The following is a 19,636-nucleotide window of genomic DNA, read 5'->3' on the forward strand; positions in this document are numbered from 1 at the left end:
ACGACGCCTTCCTCCAGCTCGCCCACTGCATGACCCTCGCCCGCAAACACCCGGCTTTCTGAAAGCACCCCTTAGGGGCGCGGGGAACTGCGCGAGCAACCCATGACAACCCGCACCCAACAAACGAACCCGACACCCCCTGGAACCTAGGGGCGCGGGGAACTGCGCGCTCAGCCCAAGATCACCCGCACCCAACAAACGAACCAGCCCCCACCGGCCCGCACCCCTCACGCAACCCCCAACCGCCCCCGCGCCTCCATCAACGCGAACCCCAACAGATTCGCCCCCCTCCACCGCTCGGGATCAAACGCACGGTCGTCGTCCGCCGCCAGCCCGATCCCCCACACCCGATCGAGAGGGCTGGCCTCAACAAGCACCCGCTCCCCCGTACCCACCAGAAACGACCGAAGTTCGCCGTCCGAGGCGAACTTCCCCACGCTCCCCTCCACGACGATCCCGAACCGCTCCCGCTCCCACACGGCCTCGTCGAACCCCCGCACCAACCGCCCCGCCTTCTTCGCGAGCGCGGGATTCGGCGCGTCGAGAGCGAGCCGCTCGGCCCGCTCGTCGCCGAAGAGCCGCGCTTTCCGCGCCATCATCCAGTGCTCGGCCGTCCGGTACTCCACTCCGTCCACCGTGAACGGCGAGGGCCACCACTGACTCAGACAGCTCGCCCCCACCTGCCCGTCGGCACGCGCCCGGTGCCCCCAGAAGTGGAGGTACTTGACCTTTGCCCCCGACCGGACCGCGCTGACCAGCGCGTCCCGCGAATCGATCTTCCCCATGCACGCGAGTCTGGCAGGAACCACTGACACTCCGTCCCGCCTTTTCCAAGCGAACTCGACACCTGGTCGACAGATTCCGTCGCGTAACCAAAAGGCAACAACGGAATCACTTGTTGGAGGGCCGTTGCTCTGTCAGGATCGGCACTCAAATCGAGCTGGAGCTACGCCGACCCCCGGTGCACGGGGAGGACGGCGGAGGAGAGCGACATGCACAATCCGGGCCATCGCTTCCAGGCACAGGACCGCTTCGAGGCGGGCGCGCAGTACATCGCGGGCCGGCTGACGAAGGGCACGTCCGGCCGCACCCACGCGGTCGTCGACCCGGCCACCGGCGACGACGTGTACACGTACGAGCTGGCGAGCACCGTGGACGTGGACGCGGCCGTCGCCGCCGCCCGCGAGGCGTTCCCGGGCTGGGCCGCCACCACCCCGGGCGAGCGCTCGGACGCCATGCACCGCTTCGCCGCCGTGCTGGCAGACCGCGCGGAGGAGTTCGCGCGGGCGGAGTCACTCCAGTGCGGCAAGCCGATCAAGCTGACCCGGGAGTTCGACGTCCCGGGCACGATCGACAACACCGCCTTCTTCGCGGGCGCGGCCCGGCATCTGCAGGGCCAGTCCGCCGGTGAGTACTCCGGCGACCACACCTCGTACGTACGCCGTGAACCCATCGGTGTCGTCGGCTCCATCGCGCCCTGGAACTACCCCCTCCAGATGGCCGCCTGGAAGGTCCTCCCGGCGATCGCCGCGGGCAACACCATCGTCCTGAAGCCCGCCGAGCTCACCCCGCTCACCTCCCTGCTGTTCGCCGAGGCGGCCACGCAGGCGGGCATTCCCGACGGTGTCGTCAACATCATCACCGGGGCCGGCAAGGACGCCGGTGAGCATCTCGTCGGCCACCCGGACGTCGCGATGACGTCGTTCACCGGGTCCACCGCCGTCGGCAAGCGCGTCGCGGAGATCGCCACCGCCACCGTCACGCGGCTTCACCTGGAACTCGGCGGCAAGGCGCCCTTCGTGGTCTTCGACGACGCGGACCTGGAGGCCGCCGTGCACGGCGCGGTGGCGGGCTCCCTCATCAACACGGGCCAGGACTGCACGGCCGCCACGCGCGCGTACGTGCAAAGGCCCCTCTACGAAGAGTTCGTTTCCCGGACGGCTGAGCTGATGGCGACCGTCCGGCTCGGCGATCCCTTCGCGCCCGACACCGATCTCGGGCCCCTCATCTCGGTCGCCCAGCGCGACCGCGTCGCCGGATTCGTCGACCGGGCGCGCTCCTACGCGCGCGTGGTCACCGGCGGCGAGATCCCGCAGGACCTCAAGCACGGCGCGTACTACCGACCCACCCTGGTCGCGGACGCCGCGCAGGACAGCGAGATCGTGCAGTCCGAGATCTTCGGTCCCGTTCTCGTCGTCCTGCCCTTCGACAGCGACGACGAAGGCATCCGGCTGGCCAACGACACCCCGTACGGCCTGGCCGCCTCCGCCTGGAGCCGTGACGTGTACCGCGCGAACCGGGCCACGCGCGAGATCAAGGCGGGCTGTGTGTGGGTCAACGACCACATCCCGATCATCAGCGAGATGCCGCACGGCGGCTACAAGGCGTCCGGTTTCGGCAAGGACATGTCCTCGTACTCGTTCGAGGAGTACACCCAGATCAAGCACGTCATGTTCGACAACACCGCGGTGGCCAGGAAGGACTGGCACCGCACGATCTTCGGGGACCGATAGTCACCACCGGCCGAGACCAGGCCGCACCCTCCCGAAAGGGCACCACGAGCATGGAGCAGTACGAGCCCGACAGTCTGTCCCCGGCCCAACTGGCCGCCATGCGGCGCAGCCTCAGGAACGGCAGGGCCTCCCTCACCCGCCGTTCGCTGATGCGTGCGTCCGCCGGCGGCGCGCTCGCGCTTGGCGGGCTCGGGACGCTGAGCGCCTGCGGGATCCCCGCGGCGAAGAACACCGCGGGCGTCTCGTCCGAGGACCACTCGGCCAAGGAGAAGCAGATCAACTTCTCCAACTGGACCGAGTACATGGACGTCGACGACAGCGAGAAGCACCACCCCACGCTCGACGAGTTCACCAAACGCACCGGCATCAAGGTCAAGTACACCGAGGACATCAACGACAACGTCGAGTTCTTCGGGAAGATCAAGCCGCAGCTCGCGGCGGGCCAGGACACCGGCCGCGACCTGATCTGCGTCACCGACTGGCTGGCCGCCCGGCTCATCCGCTTCGGCTGGGTGCAGAAGCTGAACGCCTCCAACCTGCCGCACGCGTACGCCAACCTCTCCCAGCAGTTCCGTACGCCGGACTGGGACCCGGGACGCGCGTACTCCTACCCCTGGACCGGTATCTCCACGGTCATCGCCTACAACAAGAAGGCGCTGGACGGCGTGGAGGTGAAGTCCCTCTCCGACATGCTCGACAACCCCAAGCTCAAGGGGCGCATAGGCCTGCTGTCGGAGATGCGGGACAGCGTGGGCATGACGCTGCTCGACATGGGCAAGGACCCGGCGAAGTTCACCGACGACGACTTCGACGCGGCGATCGCCCGCCTCCAGAAGGCCGTCGACCAGGGCCAGATCCGCCGCTTCACCGGCAACGACTACACCTCCGACCTCACCAAGGGCGACCTCGCGGCCTGTGTCGCCTGGGCCGGTGACGTCGTCCAGCTCAAGGCGGACAGCCCGGACGTCGACTTCGTCATCCCGGAGAGCGGCTATCTGACGTCCACGGACAACCTGCTGGTCCCCAACAAGGCGCGGCACAAGACCAACGCCGAGCGGCTCATCGACTACTACTACGAGCCCGCTCCGGCCGCGCGGCTCGCCGCGTACATCAACTACGTCTGTCCCGTCGACGGCGTGAAGGCCGAACTGGCGAAGATCGACGAGTCGGCGGCCGACAACCCGCTGATCATTCCCGACGCCGCCATGGCGGCCAAGTCCCACTCCTTCCGCTCGCTGAGCACGAAGGAAGAGACGTCGTACGAAGAGAAGTTCGCAAAGCTGACGGGGGCGTGATCACCGTGACCACGAAGAACGGCACAGACACCGGTGGCGACGTCCGCCTCTCCGGAATCAGCAAGACCTACGGCTCCTTCACCGCCGTCCATCCGCTCGACCTGACCGTCCCCCAGGGCTCGTTCTTCGCGCTCCTGGGTGCTTCGGGCTGCGGCAAGACCACCACCCTGCGCATGATCGCCGGGCTGGAGGAGCCTTCTTCCGGATCGGTCCGGCTCGGCGACCAGGACGTGACGAACCTGCCGCCGTACAAGCGGCCGGTGAACACCGTCTTCCAGTCGTACGCGCTCTTCCCGCACCTCGACATATTCGAGAACGTCGCCTTCGGTCTGCGCAGACGCGGCATCAAGTCGGTGAAGAAGCAGGTCGAGGACATGCTGGAGCTGGTCCAGCTCGGTGAGCAGGCCCGTAAGAAGCCGCACCAGCTCTCCGGCGGCCAGCAGCAGCGCGTCGCCGTGGCCCGCGCGCTGATCAACACCCCCAAGGTCCTCCTCCTCGACGAGCCCCTCGGCGCCCTCGACCTCAAGCTGCGCCGCCAGATGCAGCTGGAGCTCAAGCGCATCCAGACCGAGGTCGGCATCACCTTCGTGCACGTCACGCACGACCAGGAGGAGGCCATGACCATGGCCGACACGGTCGCCGTGATGAACGCGGGCCGCGTCGAGCAGCTCGGCTCGCCCGCCGACCTCTACGAGAACCCGAACACCACGTTCGTCGCCAACTTCCTCGGCACCTCGAACCTCATCGAGGCCGAGGTGGACACCAGGAGCGGCGACGAGATCGTCCTCAAGGCGGGCGGCGGCAAGCTCGTCCTGCCCGAGGCGCGGTGTTCGGCGCCGACGCTGACCGGTGGCAAGGTCCTCGTCGGCGTACGCCCCGAGAAGATCTCGCTCACGCACGCCGACGACGCGGGCGAGATCCCGGCGGGCCGCAACCGCATCACCGGCACGATCGCCGACTCCAGCTTCATCGGCGTCTCCACGCAGTACGTCGTCGACAGCCCGGTCTGCCCCGAGTTCGAGGTCTACGCCCAGAACATAGACCGCGACTCCCGGCTGGTGCCCGGCACCGAGGTCGTCCTGCACTGGAACCCGGCCCACACCTTCGGCCTGGACGCCGCCCAGGACATCGACGCCGGAATCGAGACCGTCGAGGAAGAGGCGGCCTGATGACGACCGTCACCGACGCGCCACCCCTGGCGCCCACGCCCGCGCCCGAGGAGCGCCCGCCTCGTAAAAGAGGCCGCCTCACCCCGTACTGGCTGCTGCTCCCCGGCATCCTCTGGCTGCTCGTCTTCTTCGCGCTGCCGATGGTCTACCAGGCCTCCACGTCCGTGCAGACGGGCTCCCTGGAGGAGGGCTACAAGGTCACCTGGCATTTCGCGACCTACTGGGACGCGGTGGCCGACTACTGGCCCCAGTTCCTGCGCTCCATCGCGTACGCCGGCACTGCCACCATCCTGTGTCTGCTGCTCGGCTACCCGCTCGCGTATCTGATCGCGTTCCGCGCGGGCCGCTGGCGCAACCTGATCCTGATCCTGGTGATCGCGCCGTTCTTCACCAGCTTCCTGATCCGTACGCTCGCCTGGAAGACGATCCTCGCGGACGGCGGCCCGGTCGTCGGCGCCCTCAACACGCTGCACGTCCTGGACGTCACCAGCTGGCTCGGCATCACGGCCGGGGACCGCGTACTGGCCACACCGCTCGCGGTGGTCTGCGGTCTCACCTACAACTTCCTGCCGTTCATGATCCTGCCGCTCTACACCTCGCTGGAGCGCATCGACGGGCGGCTGCACGAGGCGGCGGGCGACCTCTACGCGAAGCCCTTCACGACCTTCCGCAAGGTGACGTTCCCGCTGTCGATGCCCGGTGTCGTCTCCGGGACGCTGCTCACGTTCATCCCGGCGAGCGGCGACTACGTGAACGCCGATCTGCTCGGCTCCACCGACACCCGCATGGTCGGAAACGTCATCCAGACGCAGTTCCTGCGGATTCTCGACTATCCGACGGCCGCGGCTCTCTCGTTCATTCTCATGGCCGGGATTCTCGCCATCGTCACCCTCTACATTCGCAAGTCCGGGACGGAGGATCTGGTTTAAATGGCCCCCGTACGCTGGCTGAAGCGCCGTCTCGTCGTAATCGCGGGTCTGCTGACCCTCGGTTATCTGCTGCTGCCGAACATCGTCGTCACGGTGTTCTCCTTCAACAATCCGAAGGGGCGCTTCAACTACGAATGGCAGCAGTTCTCCACGGACGCCTGGACCGATCCCTGCGGGGTCGCCGACCTGTGCGGCTCGCTCTCGCTGAGCCTGCAGATCGCGGCCTGGGCGACCCTCGGCGCGACCGTCCTCGGCACGATGATCGCCTTCGCGCTCGTCCGCTACCGCTTCCGGGCGCGCGGCGCCGTGAACTCGCTGATCTTCCTGCCGATGGCGATGCCCGAGGTCGTGATGGCCGCCTCGCTGCTCACGCTCTTCCTCAACCTGGGCGCGCAGCTCGGCTTCTGGACGATCCTGATCGCCCACATCATGTTCTGTCTGAGCTTCGTGGTCACCGCCGTCAAGGCCCGTGTCATGTCGATGGACCCACGGCTGGAGCAGGCCGCCCAGGACCTGTACGCCGGTCCCGTGCAGACCTTCGTCCGCGTCACCCTGCCCATCGCCGCCCCCGGAATCGCCGCCGGAGCGCTGCTCGCTTTCGCGCTCTCCTTCGACGACTTCATCATCACCAATTTCAACGCGGGCTCGACCGTCACCTTCCCCATGTTCGTCTGGGGCTCGGCCCAGCGCGGAACACCCGTTCAGATCAATGTCATCGGTACGGCCATGTTCATCGTCGCCGTACTGTTCGTGCTGGCCGGAATGGTCATCGGCAACCGCCGCAACAAGCAAAAGGCGTAATCGCAAGATTCCTGTGGGGAGTTGAAATCATGGCCCCAAGCGCCATGAGCCGTGAAAAGAACTGGGCGAAGTCGCTTTCGGACGTCCAGCCGGTCTCGTACTGGCTGGACGACCCGGGCAAGCCCCGCCCCGAGCCCGCGCTCACCACCGCCGAGACCTGCGACCTGCTCGTCGTCGGCGGTGGCTACAGCGGACTGTGGACCGCGCTCCTCGCCAAGGAGCGCGACCCCGGGCGCGAGGTCGTCCTGGTCGAGGGCCGCGAGGCGGGCTGGGCCGCCTCGGGCCGCAACGGCGGCTTCTGCGCCGCCTCCCTCACCCACGGCCTGTCCAACGGCCTGACCCGCTGGCCCGGCGAGATCCACAAACTGGAGGAGCTGGGCGCCCGCAACCTCGACGGCATCGAGGCGACCGTCGCCCGCTACTCCCTCGACTGCGACTTCGAGCGCACCGGCGAGATCGACGTCGCCACCGAGCCGTACCAGGCGTCCGAACTCCGTGACTGGTACGAGGAGTTGGAGCGCCGAGGCCTCTCGAACGGCGTCGACTTCCTGGACGCCGAAGCCGTACGGGAACAAGTCGACTCACCGACTTTCCTCGCGGGCCTGCACGACCGCCGCGGCGTCGCCATGCTGCACCCCGCCAAGCTCGCCTGGGGCCTCAAGCGCGCCTGCGTCGAGCTGGGTGTCCGGGTGTACGAGAACACACCCGCGCTCACCCTCAGGCCGTACGGCGCCGGGATGGCCGTACGCACTCCGTACGGCAGTGTCCGTGCCCGCCGGGTCGCCCTCGGCACGAACATCTTCCCGAACCTGGTCCGGCGGGTGCGTTCGTACACCGTCCCGGTCTACGACTACGCGCTGATGACCGAGCCGCTCACCGCCGAACAGCTCGCCTCCATCGGCTGGAAGAACCGGCAGGGCCTCGGGGACTCGGCGAACCAGTTCCACTACTTCCGGCTGTCCGCCGACAACCGGATCCTGTGGGGCGGCTACGACGCGGTCTATCCGTACGGGGGCCGGGTGCGCGCGGAGTACGACGACCGGCCGGAGACGTACGCGAAGCTCGCCGGGCACTTCTTCACCTGCTTCCCGCAGTTGGAGGGCGTCCGCTTCAGCCACGCGTGGGGCGGCGCGATCGACACCTGCTCCCGCTTCTCGGCCTTCTTCGGCACGGCGCACCAGGGCCGCGTGGCCTACGCGGCGGGTTATACGGGCCTCGGCGTCGGCGCCACCCGCTTCGGCGCGGACGTGATGCTCGACCTGCTGTCGGGGGAGCGCACGGAACGTACGTCGCTGGAGATGGTCCGCAAGAAGCCGCTGCCCTTCCCGCCGGAGCCGTTCGCGTGGACGGGGATCGCGCTCACCAAGTGGTCGCTGGCGCGGGCGGACGCGCACGGCGGCCGGCGCAATCTGTGGCTGAAGACGATGGACCGGCTGGGGCTCGGCTTCGACAGCTGAGACGGTGTGACCTGCTTCACTCTCAACAAATGTTCAGAACTCGCGTAATGCCCGGCCCGAACCTCCCTCTCTCCTGTGACGCGACCAGCGTCGACACGAGAAAAGGGAGGTTCCGCCATGACAGGGGCCAAGACGGCGGTCGAGTGGCTGGCATCCGTCGCTCCGGATCCAGAGGCCTGCCGCTGGGAGTGGGAGCGCAACCCGCTGGGGGTCGCGCTGCTGCCGGCGGGCAAGGTCTGGGACGTACTCATCCTGCCGGGCGAACTCGGCTATCCGACGCTCGACGTGCTGACCCGCGTGCTCGATCAACCGGGCCCGGTGCTCGTCGACTTCGGTGACGCCCGGATGGGGTTCTTCGTGCCCCCGGGCACGGCGGCCCGGTGGCTCGGCACGGGGGTGCGCACGGCGGGGCACGGTACGTGGATCGTGGTGCCGTATCCGGGGAGGTCGACCGGCGGGGTCCGCTGGCTCGTCCCGCCGGACGGCTCGGGCACGCTCACCGACCCGACGCTGCTGGAACTGGCGATGCACGAGGCGGCGGCGGGTCTGGCGACCGACGACCCGACCTAGCCGCCGATGACCACGGCCGGCCGCAGTCGACCGTGCCGGTCGCAGTTGACCGCGCCAGTCGCCGGAGGTCTTGACAACCTGGATTGGTCTGGACCAAATTGGGCGCGCTCCACCCTCCAATTCCCCCACGCCAGGAGGTACTTGTGGATCGCGTCAGATCAGTCCTAGCCCTCTGTGCGGCCACCGTCCTGGCCGTACCCGGCATCACCGCACTCTCGTCGGCCGCCCGTGCGGCCGACGCGGACCTCGCCAGGAACGGCGGGTTCGAGGCGGGCCTCGACGGCTGGACCTGTACGGCGGGCAGCGTGGTCACCACACCTGTGCGGAGCGGCGGTTCGGCACTGAAGGCGACCCCGGCCGGCAGCGACAACGCGCGCTGCGCGCAGACCGTGACCGTCAAGCCCGACTCCCAGTACACGCTCGCCGGATACGTCCGGGGCGACTACGCCTACCTCGGCGCGAGCGGCACCGGCACCACCGACGTCTCCACCTGGACCCAGTCCGCGCCGGACTGGCAGCGGCTGACCACGAGCTTCCGCACCGGCGCGTCCACCACCAAGGTCACGATCTACACCCACGGTTGGTACGGCACCGCCGCGTATCACGCCGACGACATCTCCCTCGTCGGCCCGGGCGTCGACGCCGGACAACCACCGGCCGCCCCCACCACCCCCACGGTCGGCACGGTCACCTCCACCAGCGTCGCCCTGTCCTGGCCGTCCGTTCCCGGCGCGACGGGCTACGCGATCCACCGCAACGGTACGAAGATCCAGTCCGCGAGCGGCACTTCGGCCACCGTCTCCGGGCTGTCCCCCTCCACCGCCTACTCCTTCCAGATCACCGCCGTGAACGAGGCGGGCGAGTCCGCGAAGTCCCCGGCTGTCACGGCGACCACGACCTCCGGTCCGGGCGGCGGCGACCCCGCGGACCTCCCCGCCCACGCCCTGGTCGGCTACCTCCACTCGAGCTTCGCCAACGGCTCCGGCTACACGCGGATGGCCGACGTCCCGGGCAGCTGGGACGTCATCAACCTGGCCTTCGGCGAACCCACCTCGACCACCTCGGGCGACATCCGCTTCAGCCTCTGCCCGGCCACCGAGTGCCCGAACGTCGAGAGCGAAGCGGAGTTCAAGGCGGCGATCAAGGCGAAGCAGGCGGCGGGCAAGAAGGTCCTGATATCCATCGGCGGCCAGAACGGCCAGGTGCAACTGACCACGACCGCGGCCCGCGACACCTTCGTCTCATCCGTCTCGAAGATCATCGACACCTACGGCCTGGACGGCCTGGACATCGACTTCGAGGGCCACTCGCTCTCCCTGAACGCCGACGACACCGACTTCAAGAACCCGAAGACGCCGGTGATCGTCAACCTCATCTCGGCCGTGAAGACCCTCAAGGCCAAGTACGGCGACGACTTCGTCCTGACGATGGCGCCGGAGACGTTCTTCGTCCAACTCGGCTACCAGTACTACGGAACCGGCAAGTGGGGCGGCCAGGACCCGCGCGCCGGCGCCTACCTCCCGGTCATCCACGCCCTGCGCGACGACCTGACACTCCTGCACGTCCAGGACTACAACTCGGGCCCGATCATGGGCCTCGACAACCAGTACCACTCCATGGGCGGCGCCGACTTCCACATCGCCATGACCGACATGCTCCTCACGGGCTTCCCGGTCGCGGGCGACGCCAACAACGTCTTCCCGCCGCTGCGTGCCGACCAGGTCGCCATCGGCATGCCGGCGACGCCGAACGCCGGCAACGGCCACGTCCCGTCGTCGGAGACCAACAAGGCCCTCGACTGCCTCACCAAGAAGACGAACTGCGGCTCCTACACGACCCACGGCACCTGGCCCGCCCTCCGCGGCCTGATGACGTGGTCGATCAACTGGGACCGGTTCGGGGGATGGGAGTTCTCGAAGAACTTCGACAGCTATTTCGGCTGAGGCCCCGCTCTCACGGGGGGCGTCATTCCAGCACCGCCGCGAGCAGCCTCGTGAGTGTCGTCGTCCGCTCGGCGCTTCCCAGAGCGCCGAGCACCGACGGCAGGTCGAGGGACACCGACCGTACGCGGGCCGAGGTGGTGCCGTCCCAGCGGTGCACGGCGATGCTGTCGCGTGACGCCGACGACCCGCCGGACGTCCCCCCGCCGGACCTCCTCCCGCCGGACGTTCCGCCGGGATGCAGCAGGACGCAGGTGGGCGGTCCGCCACCGGGCTGCCGGGCCAGCGCCTGGGCGTAGAGAAAGGCCTGGTAGAGGTCGGGGGCCGCGAGCCTTCTGCCCTCGTACAGCTTGTACTTGATGTCGACGGGGCGCCGCAGCGGTGCCCCGTCGACACTGCCGGAGAGCAGGACGTCGGGGCGAACCTCGGTGTAGGAGCGGCCGGTTCGCTCGTCGTGCAGCACTCCGGCGTGCCGGGACTGGCCCTGTACGGCATAGCCGGTACCGGCCGCGGCCTCCCGCAGCAACTGCGTGGCGAAGGACTCGAACAGCACGTTCATGTCGATGAGGAAGGCCCGGGAGGCGAGTGACCCCCGGGCGAACAGGTCCGTGATGCCGCCGCCGGACAGCAGCAGCGCCGCCCACCGGTGGGCGCTCTCGTAGTGGCTGTTGTGCCGGTGGTAGTCGAGCGCCGCCAGGGCCGTCCGAAGATCGCCGAGCGGCGTCGGGGACACCTGGGCGAACCGCGCGGCGGCCCGCCGGGCCCTGGCGCGCACGGCGGGGGAGCGCGCCGTACGCGCCGCGAGACCGACGGCGGCGGCACACAGCCGGTTGTCCACGATGTCCGAGTCGTGCTCGTCGAAGCGGCAGGCCAGCCGGTCCAGCCGTCCGTAGTGCCGCAGGACCTGACGGTCGGCCAGCAGCCGGCCCCGGACCGCCGGCAGTTCGTCCTCGACCGTCACATATTCGCGCCGCACCCCGCGCGCCAGCAGCCGCTCGCAGTGCTCCGTGGCCAGGAGGGCGACCAGATCCCGGAGTTGGGGAGCTCCCTCGCGTACCGTGCGGGCCGCGTCCAGGGCGGGCAGTCCGCGGCCCGCCGCGTACTCCAGCATGCGCAGGACGTCCAGCTCCTCACCCAGGTACTTGGGCAGGACGCGGATCTCGCAGGCGTCGAGGCGGACGACTCCGACACACGGGCCCGCCGCCAACTCCAGTCGGCCGCCCGCGAGTTCACGCACCTGGAGGCGTCCCGCCAACTGCTCGCCCGAACAGAGCGCCCGGTCGGCGGAGCTGAGCCGGACCCCCTCCACGACACGCGTCTCGTACTCCCGCAGCGTGACCACGTGACCTACTCCGCCGCCCCGCCCTTGAGCTGCAGCTCGGTGTAGAGGGCGGTCGTCAGCCCTTCGTCGCTGAGGTCGCGCAGGGTGTGCGTCTCGGGATCGACCAGCGCCTCACCGAGGAAGGCCGCGAGCAGCGAGTAGTCGTCGTACGCGTACTCCTGGAGCAGCGGCAGGATCTCGCCCCGGACGATCGAGGCGAGGGCGGCCGCCGAGTCGACCGGAGCGCCGTTCGGCAGGAAGAAGGCCTGGCCGATCTGCTTCTCTCGGTCGAGATGCGTACGGATGCGCTGGTTGAGCGAGTCGAGCAGGTCCGCCAGGTGCAGCTGTTCCACATGGCAGCCCTGCAACGGAGAGGAATCGGGGAGGAGTTCGAGGAAGACGAAGCGGCGGCGGATCGCCGCGTCGAGCATCCGGATCGAACGGTCGGCCGTGTTCATGGTGCCGATCAGATACACGTTGTCGGGCACGCTGAACCGCTCCTGGCTGAGCGGCAGCAGCACCGAGTAGCCCCGCTTGTCCTTCTCCAGGAGAGTGATCAACTCACCGAAGATCCTTGGCAGGTTGCCGCGGTTCAGCTCGTCGACGACGACCAGGTACGGATGGCCCGGGTCCGCGGCCGCCGCCGCGCACACCCGTTTGAACACCCCGTCGGTCCGGTCCAGTACGAGCCCGCCCGAGCCGCCCTTCACCGGGCGGAACCCCTCGACGAAGTCCTCGTACCCGTAGTTGGGGTGGAAGGTCACCATCGTCAGCCGCCCGGCCGCGGTCAGCGCGTCGAGCGTCCGGCCGAAGGCGGGCGTGCCCGGCTCGGCGTACGGATCCACGCCCGGCAGTCCGTCCGACAGCTCGCCCAGCCAGCGGGCGGCGAAGCGCAGGGCGGTGTACGTCTTGCCGGTGCCAGGAGGCCCGAACAGGACGGCCTGACCGCGCCGCCCGAGTGCGTCGGCGATCGGCCGCAGCTCGGCGTCGAGCGGCTGGGCGGCCACGGTGTTCTCCGTCTCGGCGGTGGCTTCGGTGCCGTCGGCCGTGGGCCCGGCCCGCCGGATCCTCGCCCACAGCTGTGCGGGTACGTCCTTCACGGTGACGGTGGCCCAGGAACGCTCGGGCTCCTCCAGCCGTCCCGCGTGGGTGTCGTCCCACTCCACCTCGACCGTGTGCCGGTGGTCGGCGCGGTCCTCCCGCCACACGTAACCGTCGCCGGTCACCCGGCCGACGCCGAGGATCTGGCTGGTGCCCTTGTTGGCGACGACCAGATCGCCGGGGCGCAGACTCAGCAGCTTCCAGACCTCATTGGTCTTCGCGGAGATCTTGGGTTTGTGGCCGTTGTACTCGTCCGTGTAGGCGGCGGCGAAAGCGGCCAGGAACTCCTCCTTGTCGGCGTAGGAGCGAAGGTCCGGCACGTCGTCCCAGCCCACGGTGATGTAGCCGCCCGCACGGCACTCCTCCCACAGCCTCCCCTCGTGACCAGGAGCGATCTTCACGATCTGCCGCGTCCGGTTTGGGTCGGCCCACCAGTAGAGGAACTCCATCACCAGGTCGTACGGCCACCCGGCGAACCGCTCGTCGGCGTCGACGACCTCCTTGAGCCGGGCCCGCAGCGCGAACCGCTCCAGTCCGGACGCGGGCTGCCCGGTCAGCCGCTGGAGGAAGTGCCGCACCTGGTCGGTGCCGTAGACCGGGACGGAGCCCTCCGGCGCGTACACACGGAGGGTCTTGGAGACGAGGGAGGGGCCCGAACGGATGGCGTCGATCGAGTCGATGTCGGCGATCCGGCCCTCGCGGGCGGCGGTCACGGCCGCGACGATCCCGGCGCGCACGGCATCCCACGCCTCTTCCTCGTCCGAGTAGCGCGGGTCGTGCCACCAGGAACCGTCCTGGCCGCGTGCGTAGACGAGGTGCTTCATCGAGGAGCCACCGGCGATGCTGCCCAGCGCGTTGGTCCCGAACTCCATCAGATAGCAGTACGGCTTCGTCTCGGCGCTGTCGCCCTGGCCAAGGGCGTAGCGCTCCAGCGGCAGGGTCGGCCAGTCCTCCCAGGGGAAGTCCCGGCGGACGTCCTCGGCCGCCGCCTCCATCCCGCGCAGCGTCGCCGAGAACCGGTCACGGTCGAACGCCGCGAGCGCCTCGTCGAGGGGCCAGGGGCGCAACGCCGCGGCCTGGGTGGACGAGACGGGCCGCAGAACGCAACTGCACGGGCTGACGAGGGCACGCCCCGAGCCGTTCAGCAGACCGATGGACCGCGCGAACTCCACGCGCCCCGCGGTGTCGTCGGACGGGGCCGAGTCGATCAGCCGGCGCCACAACAGCCGTTCCGGGTCGGGGAAACGGCCCAGCTCGTGGGAGTCCGTCAGATGGAGACAGGCCGGGTCGTGGTGGATCATGCGGCCGTGCGCGGGGAGGATCACCTCGCCCGGTGAGGGGGTGAGCGCGTAGTCGCGGCGCTCGAAGGTGACGGCCACCCGTTCCTGCTCGTCCGCCATCGTGCTCCCCCTTGTCGTACTGCCCGCCCGTCGGCCCTACGCCGACCCTCGACCGTATCGCGCGACGGCCAGGGCCATCAGCTGAAGGAGCACCAGCGACAGACACCAGCTCCCCACCACATCCAGCGGCCAGTGATAGCTGCGGCGGACCAGGCCGAAGCTCACCGCCGTCACCAGGACCACGCAGCCGATGACCAGTTCGCGGCGGCGGTAGCGGCTGTTGAGCCAGGGGAGCAGGAGGAGAACGGCCGCGCCGTAGGCGACGGCGGCCGTGGCCGTGTGGCCCGAGGGGTAGTAGCCGTCACCGGCCATACCGGGCGGACCGGTGCGGCCGACGGCTTCCTTGAGGGGAACGACCAGGAGTGGTACGGCGACCATGGCGGTCAGGGCCGCGAGCGACGGCACCCACCAGCGGGGCAGGTCCGTGCGCCGAGCCCGCCAGGACACATACGCGACGACCGCGAGCAGCACCGGAACGGCCACCGCGAGATTGCCGAGATCCGCGAGAAACTCGGCGGCACCCCTCGGCAGACGACTCCCCCTGACCTCCCCGGCCAGCCGCTCGTCCGCCCGCCGCACGGGGCCGTCGACGGCGGCCTGCCAGGTCAGGAGGGCGAGGAGAAGGACGAGCGGCCCGAGAGCCCAGACCGGCGGCCCCTGAGCGGGGCCCACGCCATCCTGACTGTCAGGCGCCTGCGGTGATGATCGCCGATCCGGAACACTGGTCATGCCACACAGAGTGACAGTGGTGCTGGGCAGGGGGTAACCGGGGCCGCCCCTTCAGGGGCGCGGGGCTGTGACATTTGCGGCTCCGCCGCGGGGCGCGACAAGCCACAACCAACCCGCAGCCACACCACAACACAAGCCCCGCAAAACGCCCACCCATAAAAACGCCGAAAGGCTTGCACCAGGGGGGGTAGGTGCAAGCCCTTCGGTGGAACCGATCAGATCGGGTTGTCGCACGCCCCGGGGGGTTTGGGGCGGGCGACTGTCCGATCGGTGAGGAGATCCGAAACCAGAGGCTCCGGTTGTGTGCGCGAGGCACGCCCAGGGCGGAAGCTGGGGAGGCCCCGTCCCGGTACCGTCCACAGTCCCCTGTGGCCGGGTGTATCTCTCATCTGGGTAGAACCTACGTCAGGGCCGAGGCCTCCGACAGGTGGATTCGCGACCCGCCATGCACCTCGCACACGTTCTTCACACGCCCCGCTCCTCGTCGCCGCGACACCGGAACTGATGAGACAGACTCCGCTCAGATGCGGGCAAAAGCCTGCTCGATGATGTCGAGGCCCTCGTTCAGCAGGCCCTCGCCGATGACCAGCGGCGGCAGGAAGCGCAGCACGTTTCCGTAGGTGCCACAGGTCAGGACCAGCAGGCCCTCCTGGTGGCACGCCTTGGCGAGCGCGGCGGTCGCCTCCGCGTTCGGCTCCTTCGTCGTACGGTCCTTGACCAGCTCGATGGCGATCATCGCGCCGCGGCCGCGGACGTCGCCGATGATGTCGAACTTCTCGGCCATCGCACCCAGCCGGGCCTTCATGAGGGCCTCGATGTTCTTCGCCCTGGCGTTGAGGTCGAGCTCCTTCATCGTCTCGATCGAGCCGAGCGCACCCGCGCAGGCCACCGGGTTGCCGCCGTAGGTGCCGCCCAGGCCGCCCGCGTGCGCGGCGTCCATGATCTCGGCGCGGCCCGTGACGGCGGCGAGCGGCAGACCGCCCGCGATGCCCTTGGCGGTGGTGATCAGGTCCGGGACGACGCCCTCGTCCTCGCACGCGAACCACTGGCCCGTACGGCAGAAGCCGGACTGGATCTCGTCCGCGACGAAGACGATCCCGTTGTCGGTGGCGAACTGGCTGAGGGCCGGCAGGAAGCCCTTGGCGGGCTCGATGAAGCCGCCCTCGCCGAGCAGCGGCTCGATGATGATCGCGGCCACGTTCTCCGCCCCGACCTGCTTGCTGATCTGGTCGATGGCCTGCGCGGCGGCCTCCGGGCCTGCGTTCTCCGCACCGGTCGGCCAGCGGTAGCCGTACGCCACCGGCACCCGGTAGACCTCGGGCGCGAACGGGCCGAAGCCGTGCTTGTACGGCATGTTCTTCGAGGTCAGCGCCATCGTGAGGTTGGTACGCCCGTGGTAGCCGTGGTCGAAGACGACGACGGCCTGCCGCTTGGTGTACGCCCGCGCGATCTTGACGGCGTTCTCGACGGCCTCGGCGCCGGAGTTGAAGAGGGCGCTCTTCTTGGCGTGGTCGCCCGGCGTCAGCTCGGCCAGCGCCTCGGCGACGGCCACGTATCCCTCGTACGGCGTGACCATGAAACAGGTGTGGGTGAAGTCCTGGAGCTGGGCGGAGGCCCGGCGTACGACGGCCTCGGCGGACGCGCCGACGGAGGTCACGGCGATGCCGGAACCGAAGTCGATCAGCCGGTTCCCGTCGACGTCCTCGATGATCCCGCCGCTCGCGCGCGCGGTGAAGACGGGCAGCACGGACCCCACTCCGGCCGCGACCGCGGCGATACGGCGGGCCTGCAGTTCCTGCGACTTCGGACCGGGAATGGCGGTGACGACGCGGCGCTCCTGCGGAAGTGTGCTCATGAGGGGCTCCCTGGGGTCTTGCGAACGGCTTGGGGAAGGTCTTTGGGAAGGACGTCGATGGCGCCCGGCTTCCTTCTTCGCAGGCTAGAGCCGGGAATGAGGGGTGGGCATGCTCCATCTGGGCGGTGTCGGGAGATTCGGTTGTCCGCCATGGACATAGCGTGGGCGGGGAGCGACGAGGGGCCGGGGTGTCCGTATCGCCGCGTACCCGGCCCGGTAAGCGGTGAACTCCCCTTGTGAGGGCGTTAGATTGACTCGCAAACCACGTACGGAGCGGCTGGTCAGGGGTGGCAGAGGCGATGGACAGCGACGGCACGCAGGACGCACGGGGCACGCACGCCGATCGTGTGCCGCGGCCGGCCGGACCGCCCCAGGTGCCGCCACGGCCCGCGCAGGCGCCCGGGATGCCACCGGCGCCGGACGGGTCCACCTTTCTCACCTGGCTGCGGACCCCGCGGCCCGAGGCCGCCCCGGGCGTGTGGCGGTTCGGGCACCTGCCGCGGCCGGAGGAGGAGCCCGAGCAGATTCCGGCCCGGCAGCTGATCGGCGGGGCGCTCATCGCGTTCCTCGTGGGATGGCTGATCTGGTCGCTGCTGTGGAACGGCTACCTCGGCGGATGGTGGCTGCTGCCGCTCTACGCGATGATCCCCGACTCCTGGGCCGAGCCCCACAGCTTCGGTTCCGTCGTGGTCGTCTACGCCTACTACGTGGCGATCGCCATGGGCATCATGATCGGAGTCGGGCGCCTCGGCCGCTGGAGCGAGGTGTGGCGGCGCTACGGGCTGCCCGCCTGGCGCCGCGCCGCGCCCGTGAGCGAGCGCCCGCCCGCGCCCGAGGAAGACCCCGCCCAGTGGAACCAACTGCGCGCCGCGGGTGCCGCCGACGCAGCCGAACGGCTCGGCGCCGAGGCCAGGGCCGGACGGATGCGTGACGTCGACCAGGCACGGATCGCCCGGGCCTGGCAGGGCGTGCGGAGCGGACGGCACAGTCTCGCCACCTTCAGCGGTGCCGTTCTGCAGGACGGGGCCGCCGCCTGTCTGCACCCCTCCGGGGAGCGGGACTTGCCCGGAAGGCTCGCGAAGCACGATCTCGTCACCGGGCAGGTACGGCTCGGCACGACGGCCGACGACCCGCGGAACCCGTACTCCTACCGCGGAACCGGCCTCGCGCTCGGGCCGGACCTGCTGGGCACCTCGCTGCTCGCCGTCGGGCCCGCCGGGTCCGGCAAGACCGGCGGTGTCGTCTGGCCGCTCGCCGAGTCGCTGTGTCTGCACGCGCTCGCGGGGCGGGCCGCCGTGGTCGTCGTCGGGGCCGCGGGGGCGGGGCTCGGGCCGGTGGACGCGTACGACGTCGTGGTGCGGGTGGGCAATCCCGAGTCCGTGTACGACCTCGATCTGTACGGCGGGACCACCGACCCCGACGAGGCGGCGGCCGTGCTCGCCGAGGCGCTCGTCGGGGACCTCGCCGATCCGCATCCGGGGGCCGACAGCAGGCGGTCCACGACCGTGCTGGCCCAGCTGCTCGGGCCGTTCCGGGGGGTGCACGGCCGCTTCCCGTCCGTGCCCGAGCTGAGGCAGCTGCTCGACGGCGCGCCCGGACCGCTCGGCGCGCTGCGCAAGGCACTCACCGAGGGCGGCCAGGAGTCGCTGCTCCGCGAACTCGACGCACGGGAGCGGCAGTTGGGTCACCCGGGGGATGTGGGGAGTGTGCTCGCCGATCGCGTGGCGCTGCTCGACCGCCCCGCGTTCGCCGGGTTCTTCGACACGTCCGGGCAGTCCCGCCCCTTCTCCCTGCGCGCCCTCGACCACCCCGTCCGGGTGCGGATCGACCTGCCCGAGCGCGGGCACGCCGACGCCTCCCGGATGCTCGCACGGCTCGTGCTCGCCCAGTTCGCCGCGAGCGTCGCCGTACGGGAGGACCGGTCGCTGTTCGCCTGTCTCGTGCTCGACGACGCCACGGGGGTCATCACACCCGAGGCCGTACGGGGCGTTCAGCGGCTGCGGTCCGCCAACGCCGGGGTCGTGATGACGCTGCGCACGCTCGACGACGTACCCCGGCCGCTGCGGTCGCCGCTGCTCGGGGCGATCGGGTGCCGGATGGCGCTGTCCGGGCTCACGCCGTGGGACGGGCAGGACTTCGCCGAGGTGTGGGGCAAGGAGTGGACCGAGGCACGGGACGTCACCGACCGGCAGATCATCGCCGAGACACCGGCCGGCAAGGCCGTACACATGCTGCGGCGGGTGATCACCGGAAACGCGCCCACCGCCCGGGCCGTGACCGTGCGACAGGTCGAGCGTGAGCGGTGGTCCGCGTCCGAGCTGGCGCACGGGGTGCCGCCGGGGCACGCGGTGCTCTCGCTCACCAGCGTGCGCGGGGAGCACGCGCCCCCGCTGCTGGTGGATCTGCGGAGCTGAGGCGGACGCGGGACGCGGGTGCGGGAGCCGGGGGCTCCTGAGATGAGGGGCAATTGACGGGTGCGCCGAGCGGGACGTCCGGACATATGGTCACGGGCCGACCGTACGGTGAGGCAGAATCGACATAGGTCGTTCATACGCT

The 19,636-nt window shown here is 69.8% G+C and carries 14 protein-coding genes; 9 read left to right on the forward strand and 5 right to left on the reverse strand.

Annotation, left to right across the window (positions count from 1 at the left end; translation table 11 throughout):
* Positions 1–227 precede the first annotated feature (227 nt).
* Positions 228–785, reverse strand: coding sequence for an NADAR family protein (locus ACIBEI_RS47445; RefSeq protein ID WP_398897541.1), 558 nt, complete (start codon positions 783–785; stop codon positions 228–230).
* Positions 786–992: 207 nt separating this feature from the next.
* On the opposite strand from ACIBEI_RS47445, the gene ACIBEI_RS47450 reads away from it, so the two are divergent.
* The 8 genes from ACIBEI_RS47450 (at position 993) to ACIBEI_RS47485 (ending at position 10,677) form a co-directional block, all read left to right on the forward strand.
* A complete protein-coding gene (locus ACIBEI_RS47450; RefSeq protein WP_398897542.1) occupies positions 993–2,513 on the forward strand; it encodes a gamma-aminobutyraldehyde dehydrogenase in 1,521 nt (506 codons plus the stop codon).
* Positions 2,514–2,563: 50 nt separating this feature from the next.
* Positions 2,564–3,808: a spermidine/putrescine ABC transporter substrate-binding protein gene (locus ACIBEI_RS47455; RefSeq protein ID WP_398897543.1), complete on the forward strand. Its 1,245-nt coding sequence runs from the start codon at positions 2,564–2,566 to the stop codon at positions 3,806–3,808.
* On the forward strand, positions 3,805–4,977 hold the full coding sequence (locus ACIBEI_RS47460; protein WP_398897544.1) for an ABC transporter ATP-binding protein: 1,173 nt from the start codon (positions 3,805–3,807) through the stop codon (positions 4,975–4,977). The genes ACIBEI_RS47455 and ACIBEI_RS47460 overlap by 4 nt, the downstream gene beginning before the upstream one ends.
* On the forward strand, positions 4,977–5,906 hold the full coding sequence (locus tag ACIBEI_RS47465; protein ID WP_189845645.1) for an ABC transporter permease: 930 nt from the start codon (positions 4,977–4,979) through the stop codon (positions 5,904–5,906). The genes ACIBEI_RS47460 and ACIBEI_RS47465 overlap by 1 nt, the downstream gene beginning before the upstream one ends.
* The gene (locus tag ACIBEI_RS47470; RefSeq protein WP_398897545.1) at positions 5,907–6,707 is read left to right on the forward strand and encodes an ABC transporter permease; all 801 of its coding nucleotides are present in this window, start codon (positions 5,907–5,909) and stop codon (positions 6,705–6,707) included.
* A 29-nt stretch (positions 6,708–6,736) separates the two neighbouring features.
* Entirely contained in the window at positions 6,737–8,164 is a 1,428-nt protein-coding gene (locus ACIBEI_RS47475) for an NAD(P)/FAD-dependent oxidoreductase (RefSeq protein ID WP_398897546.1), read from the forward strand.
* Between the two features lie 117 nt (positions 8,165–8,281).
* Positions 8,282–8,734: a hypothetical protein gene (locus tag ACIBEI_RS47480; protein WP_398897548.1), complete on the forward strand. Its 453-nt coding sequence runs from the start codon at positions 8,282–8,284 to the stop codon at positions 8,732–8,734.
* A 143-nt stretch (positions 8,735–8,877) separates the two neighbouring features.
* Positions 8,878–10,677 (forward strand): chitinase, encoded by a 1,800-nt coding sequence (locus ACIBEI_RS47485; RefSeq protein WP_398897550.1) that lies wholly within the window; start codon positions 8,878–8,880, stop codon positions 10,675–10,677.
* A 22-nt stretch (positions 10,678–10,699) separates the two neighbouring features.
* Here ACIBEI_RS47485 and ACIBEI_RS47490 read toward each other — a convergent pair whose 3' ends face one another.
* From ACIBEI_RS47490 to gabT, 4 genes are all read right to left on the reverse strand, one after another.
* Positions 10,700–12,016 (reverse strand): McrC family protein, encoded by a 1,317-nt coding sequence (locus tag ACIBEI_RS47490; protein ID WP_398897551.1) that lies wholly within the window; start codon positions 12,014–12,016, stop codon positions 10,700–10,702.
* Positions 12,017–12,021: 5 nt separating this feature from the next.
* Entirely contained in the window at positions 12,022–14,496 is a 2,475-nt protein-coding gene (locus ACIBEI_RS47495; protein ID WP_398897553.1) for an McrB family protein, read from the reverse strand.
* A 36-nt stretch (positions 14,497–14,532) separates the two neighbouring features.
* Positions 14,533–15,168, reverse strand: a complete 636-nt coding sequence (locus ACIBEI_RS47500; protein ID WP_398897554.1) for a phosphatase PAP2 family protein — start codon at positions 15,166–15,168, stop codon at positions 14,533–14,535.
* Between the two features lie 577 nt (positions 15,169–15,745).
* The gene (gene gabT / locus ACIBEI_RS47505; protein WP_398897556.1) at positions 15,746–17,080 is read right to left on the reverse strand and encodes a 4-aminobutyrate--2-oxoglutarate transaminase; all 1,335 of its coding nucleotides are present in this window, start codon (positions 17,078–17,080) and stop codon (positions 15,746–15,748) included.
* 299 nt (positions 17,081–17,379) lie between these two features.
* Here gabT and ACIBEI_RS47510 point away from each other — a divergent pair, with 299 nt between their 5' ends.
* A complete protein-coding gene (locus ACIBEI_RS47510) occupies positions 17,380–19,494 on the forward strand; it encodes an ATP-binding protein (protein ID WP_398897602.1) in 2,115 nt (704 codons plus the stop codon).
* Positions 19,495–19,636 lie beyond the last annotated feature (142 nt).

It is taken from the genome of Streptomyces sp. NPDC050988 (assembly GCF_044456225.1).
GTDB lineage: Bacteria > Actinomycetota > Actinomycetes > Streptomycetales > Streptomycetaceae > Streptomyces.

Bases quoted from the DNA above. Each gene is read 5' to 3' on its own strand.
- ACIBEI_RS47445 (WP_398897541.1), bottom strand. From the start codon at position 785: ATGGGGAAGATCGATTCGCGGGACGCGCTGGTCAGCGCGGTCCGGTCG.
- ACIBEI_RS47450 (WP_398897542.1), top strand. From the start codon at position 993: ATGCACAATCCGGGCCATCGCTTCCAGGCACAGGACCGCTTCGAGGCG.
- ACIBEI_RS47455 (WP_398897543.1), top strand. From the start codon at position 2,564: ATGGAGCAGTACGAGCCCGACAGTCTGTCCCCGGCCCAACTGGCCGCC.
- ACIBEI_RS47465 (WP_189845645.1), top strand. From the start codon at position 4,977: ATGACGACCGTCACCGACGCGCCACCCCTGGCGCCCACGCCCGCGCCC.
- ACIBEI_RS47470 (WP_398897545.1), top strand. From the start codon at position 5,907: ATGGCCCCCGTACGCTGGCTGAAGCGCCGTCTCGTCGTAATCGCGGGT.
- ACIBEI_RS47475 (WP_398897546.1), top strand. From the start codon at position 6,737: ATGGCCCCAAGCGCCATGAGCCGTGAAAAGAACTGGGCGAAGTCGCTT.
- ACIBEI_RS47480 (WP_398897548.1), top strand. From the start codon at position 8,282: ATGACAGGGGCCAAGACGGCGGTCGAGTGGCTGGCATCCGTCGCTCCG.
- ACIBEI_RS47495 (WP_398897553.1), bottom strand. From the start codon at position 14,496: ATGGCGGACGAGCAGGAACGGGTGGCCGTCACCTTCGAGCGCCGCGAC.
- gabT (WP_398897556.1), bottom strand. From the start codon at position 17,080: ATGAGCACACTTCCGCAGGAGCGCCGCGTCGTCACCGCCATTCCCGGT.
- ACIBEI_RS47510 (WP_398897602.1), top strand. From the start codon at position 17,380: ATGGACAGCGACGGCACGCAGGACGCACGGGGCACGCACGCCGATCGT.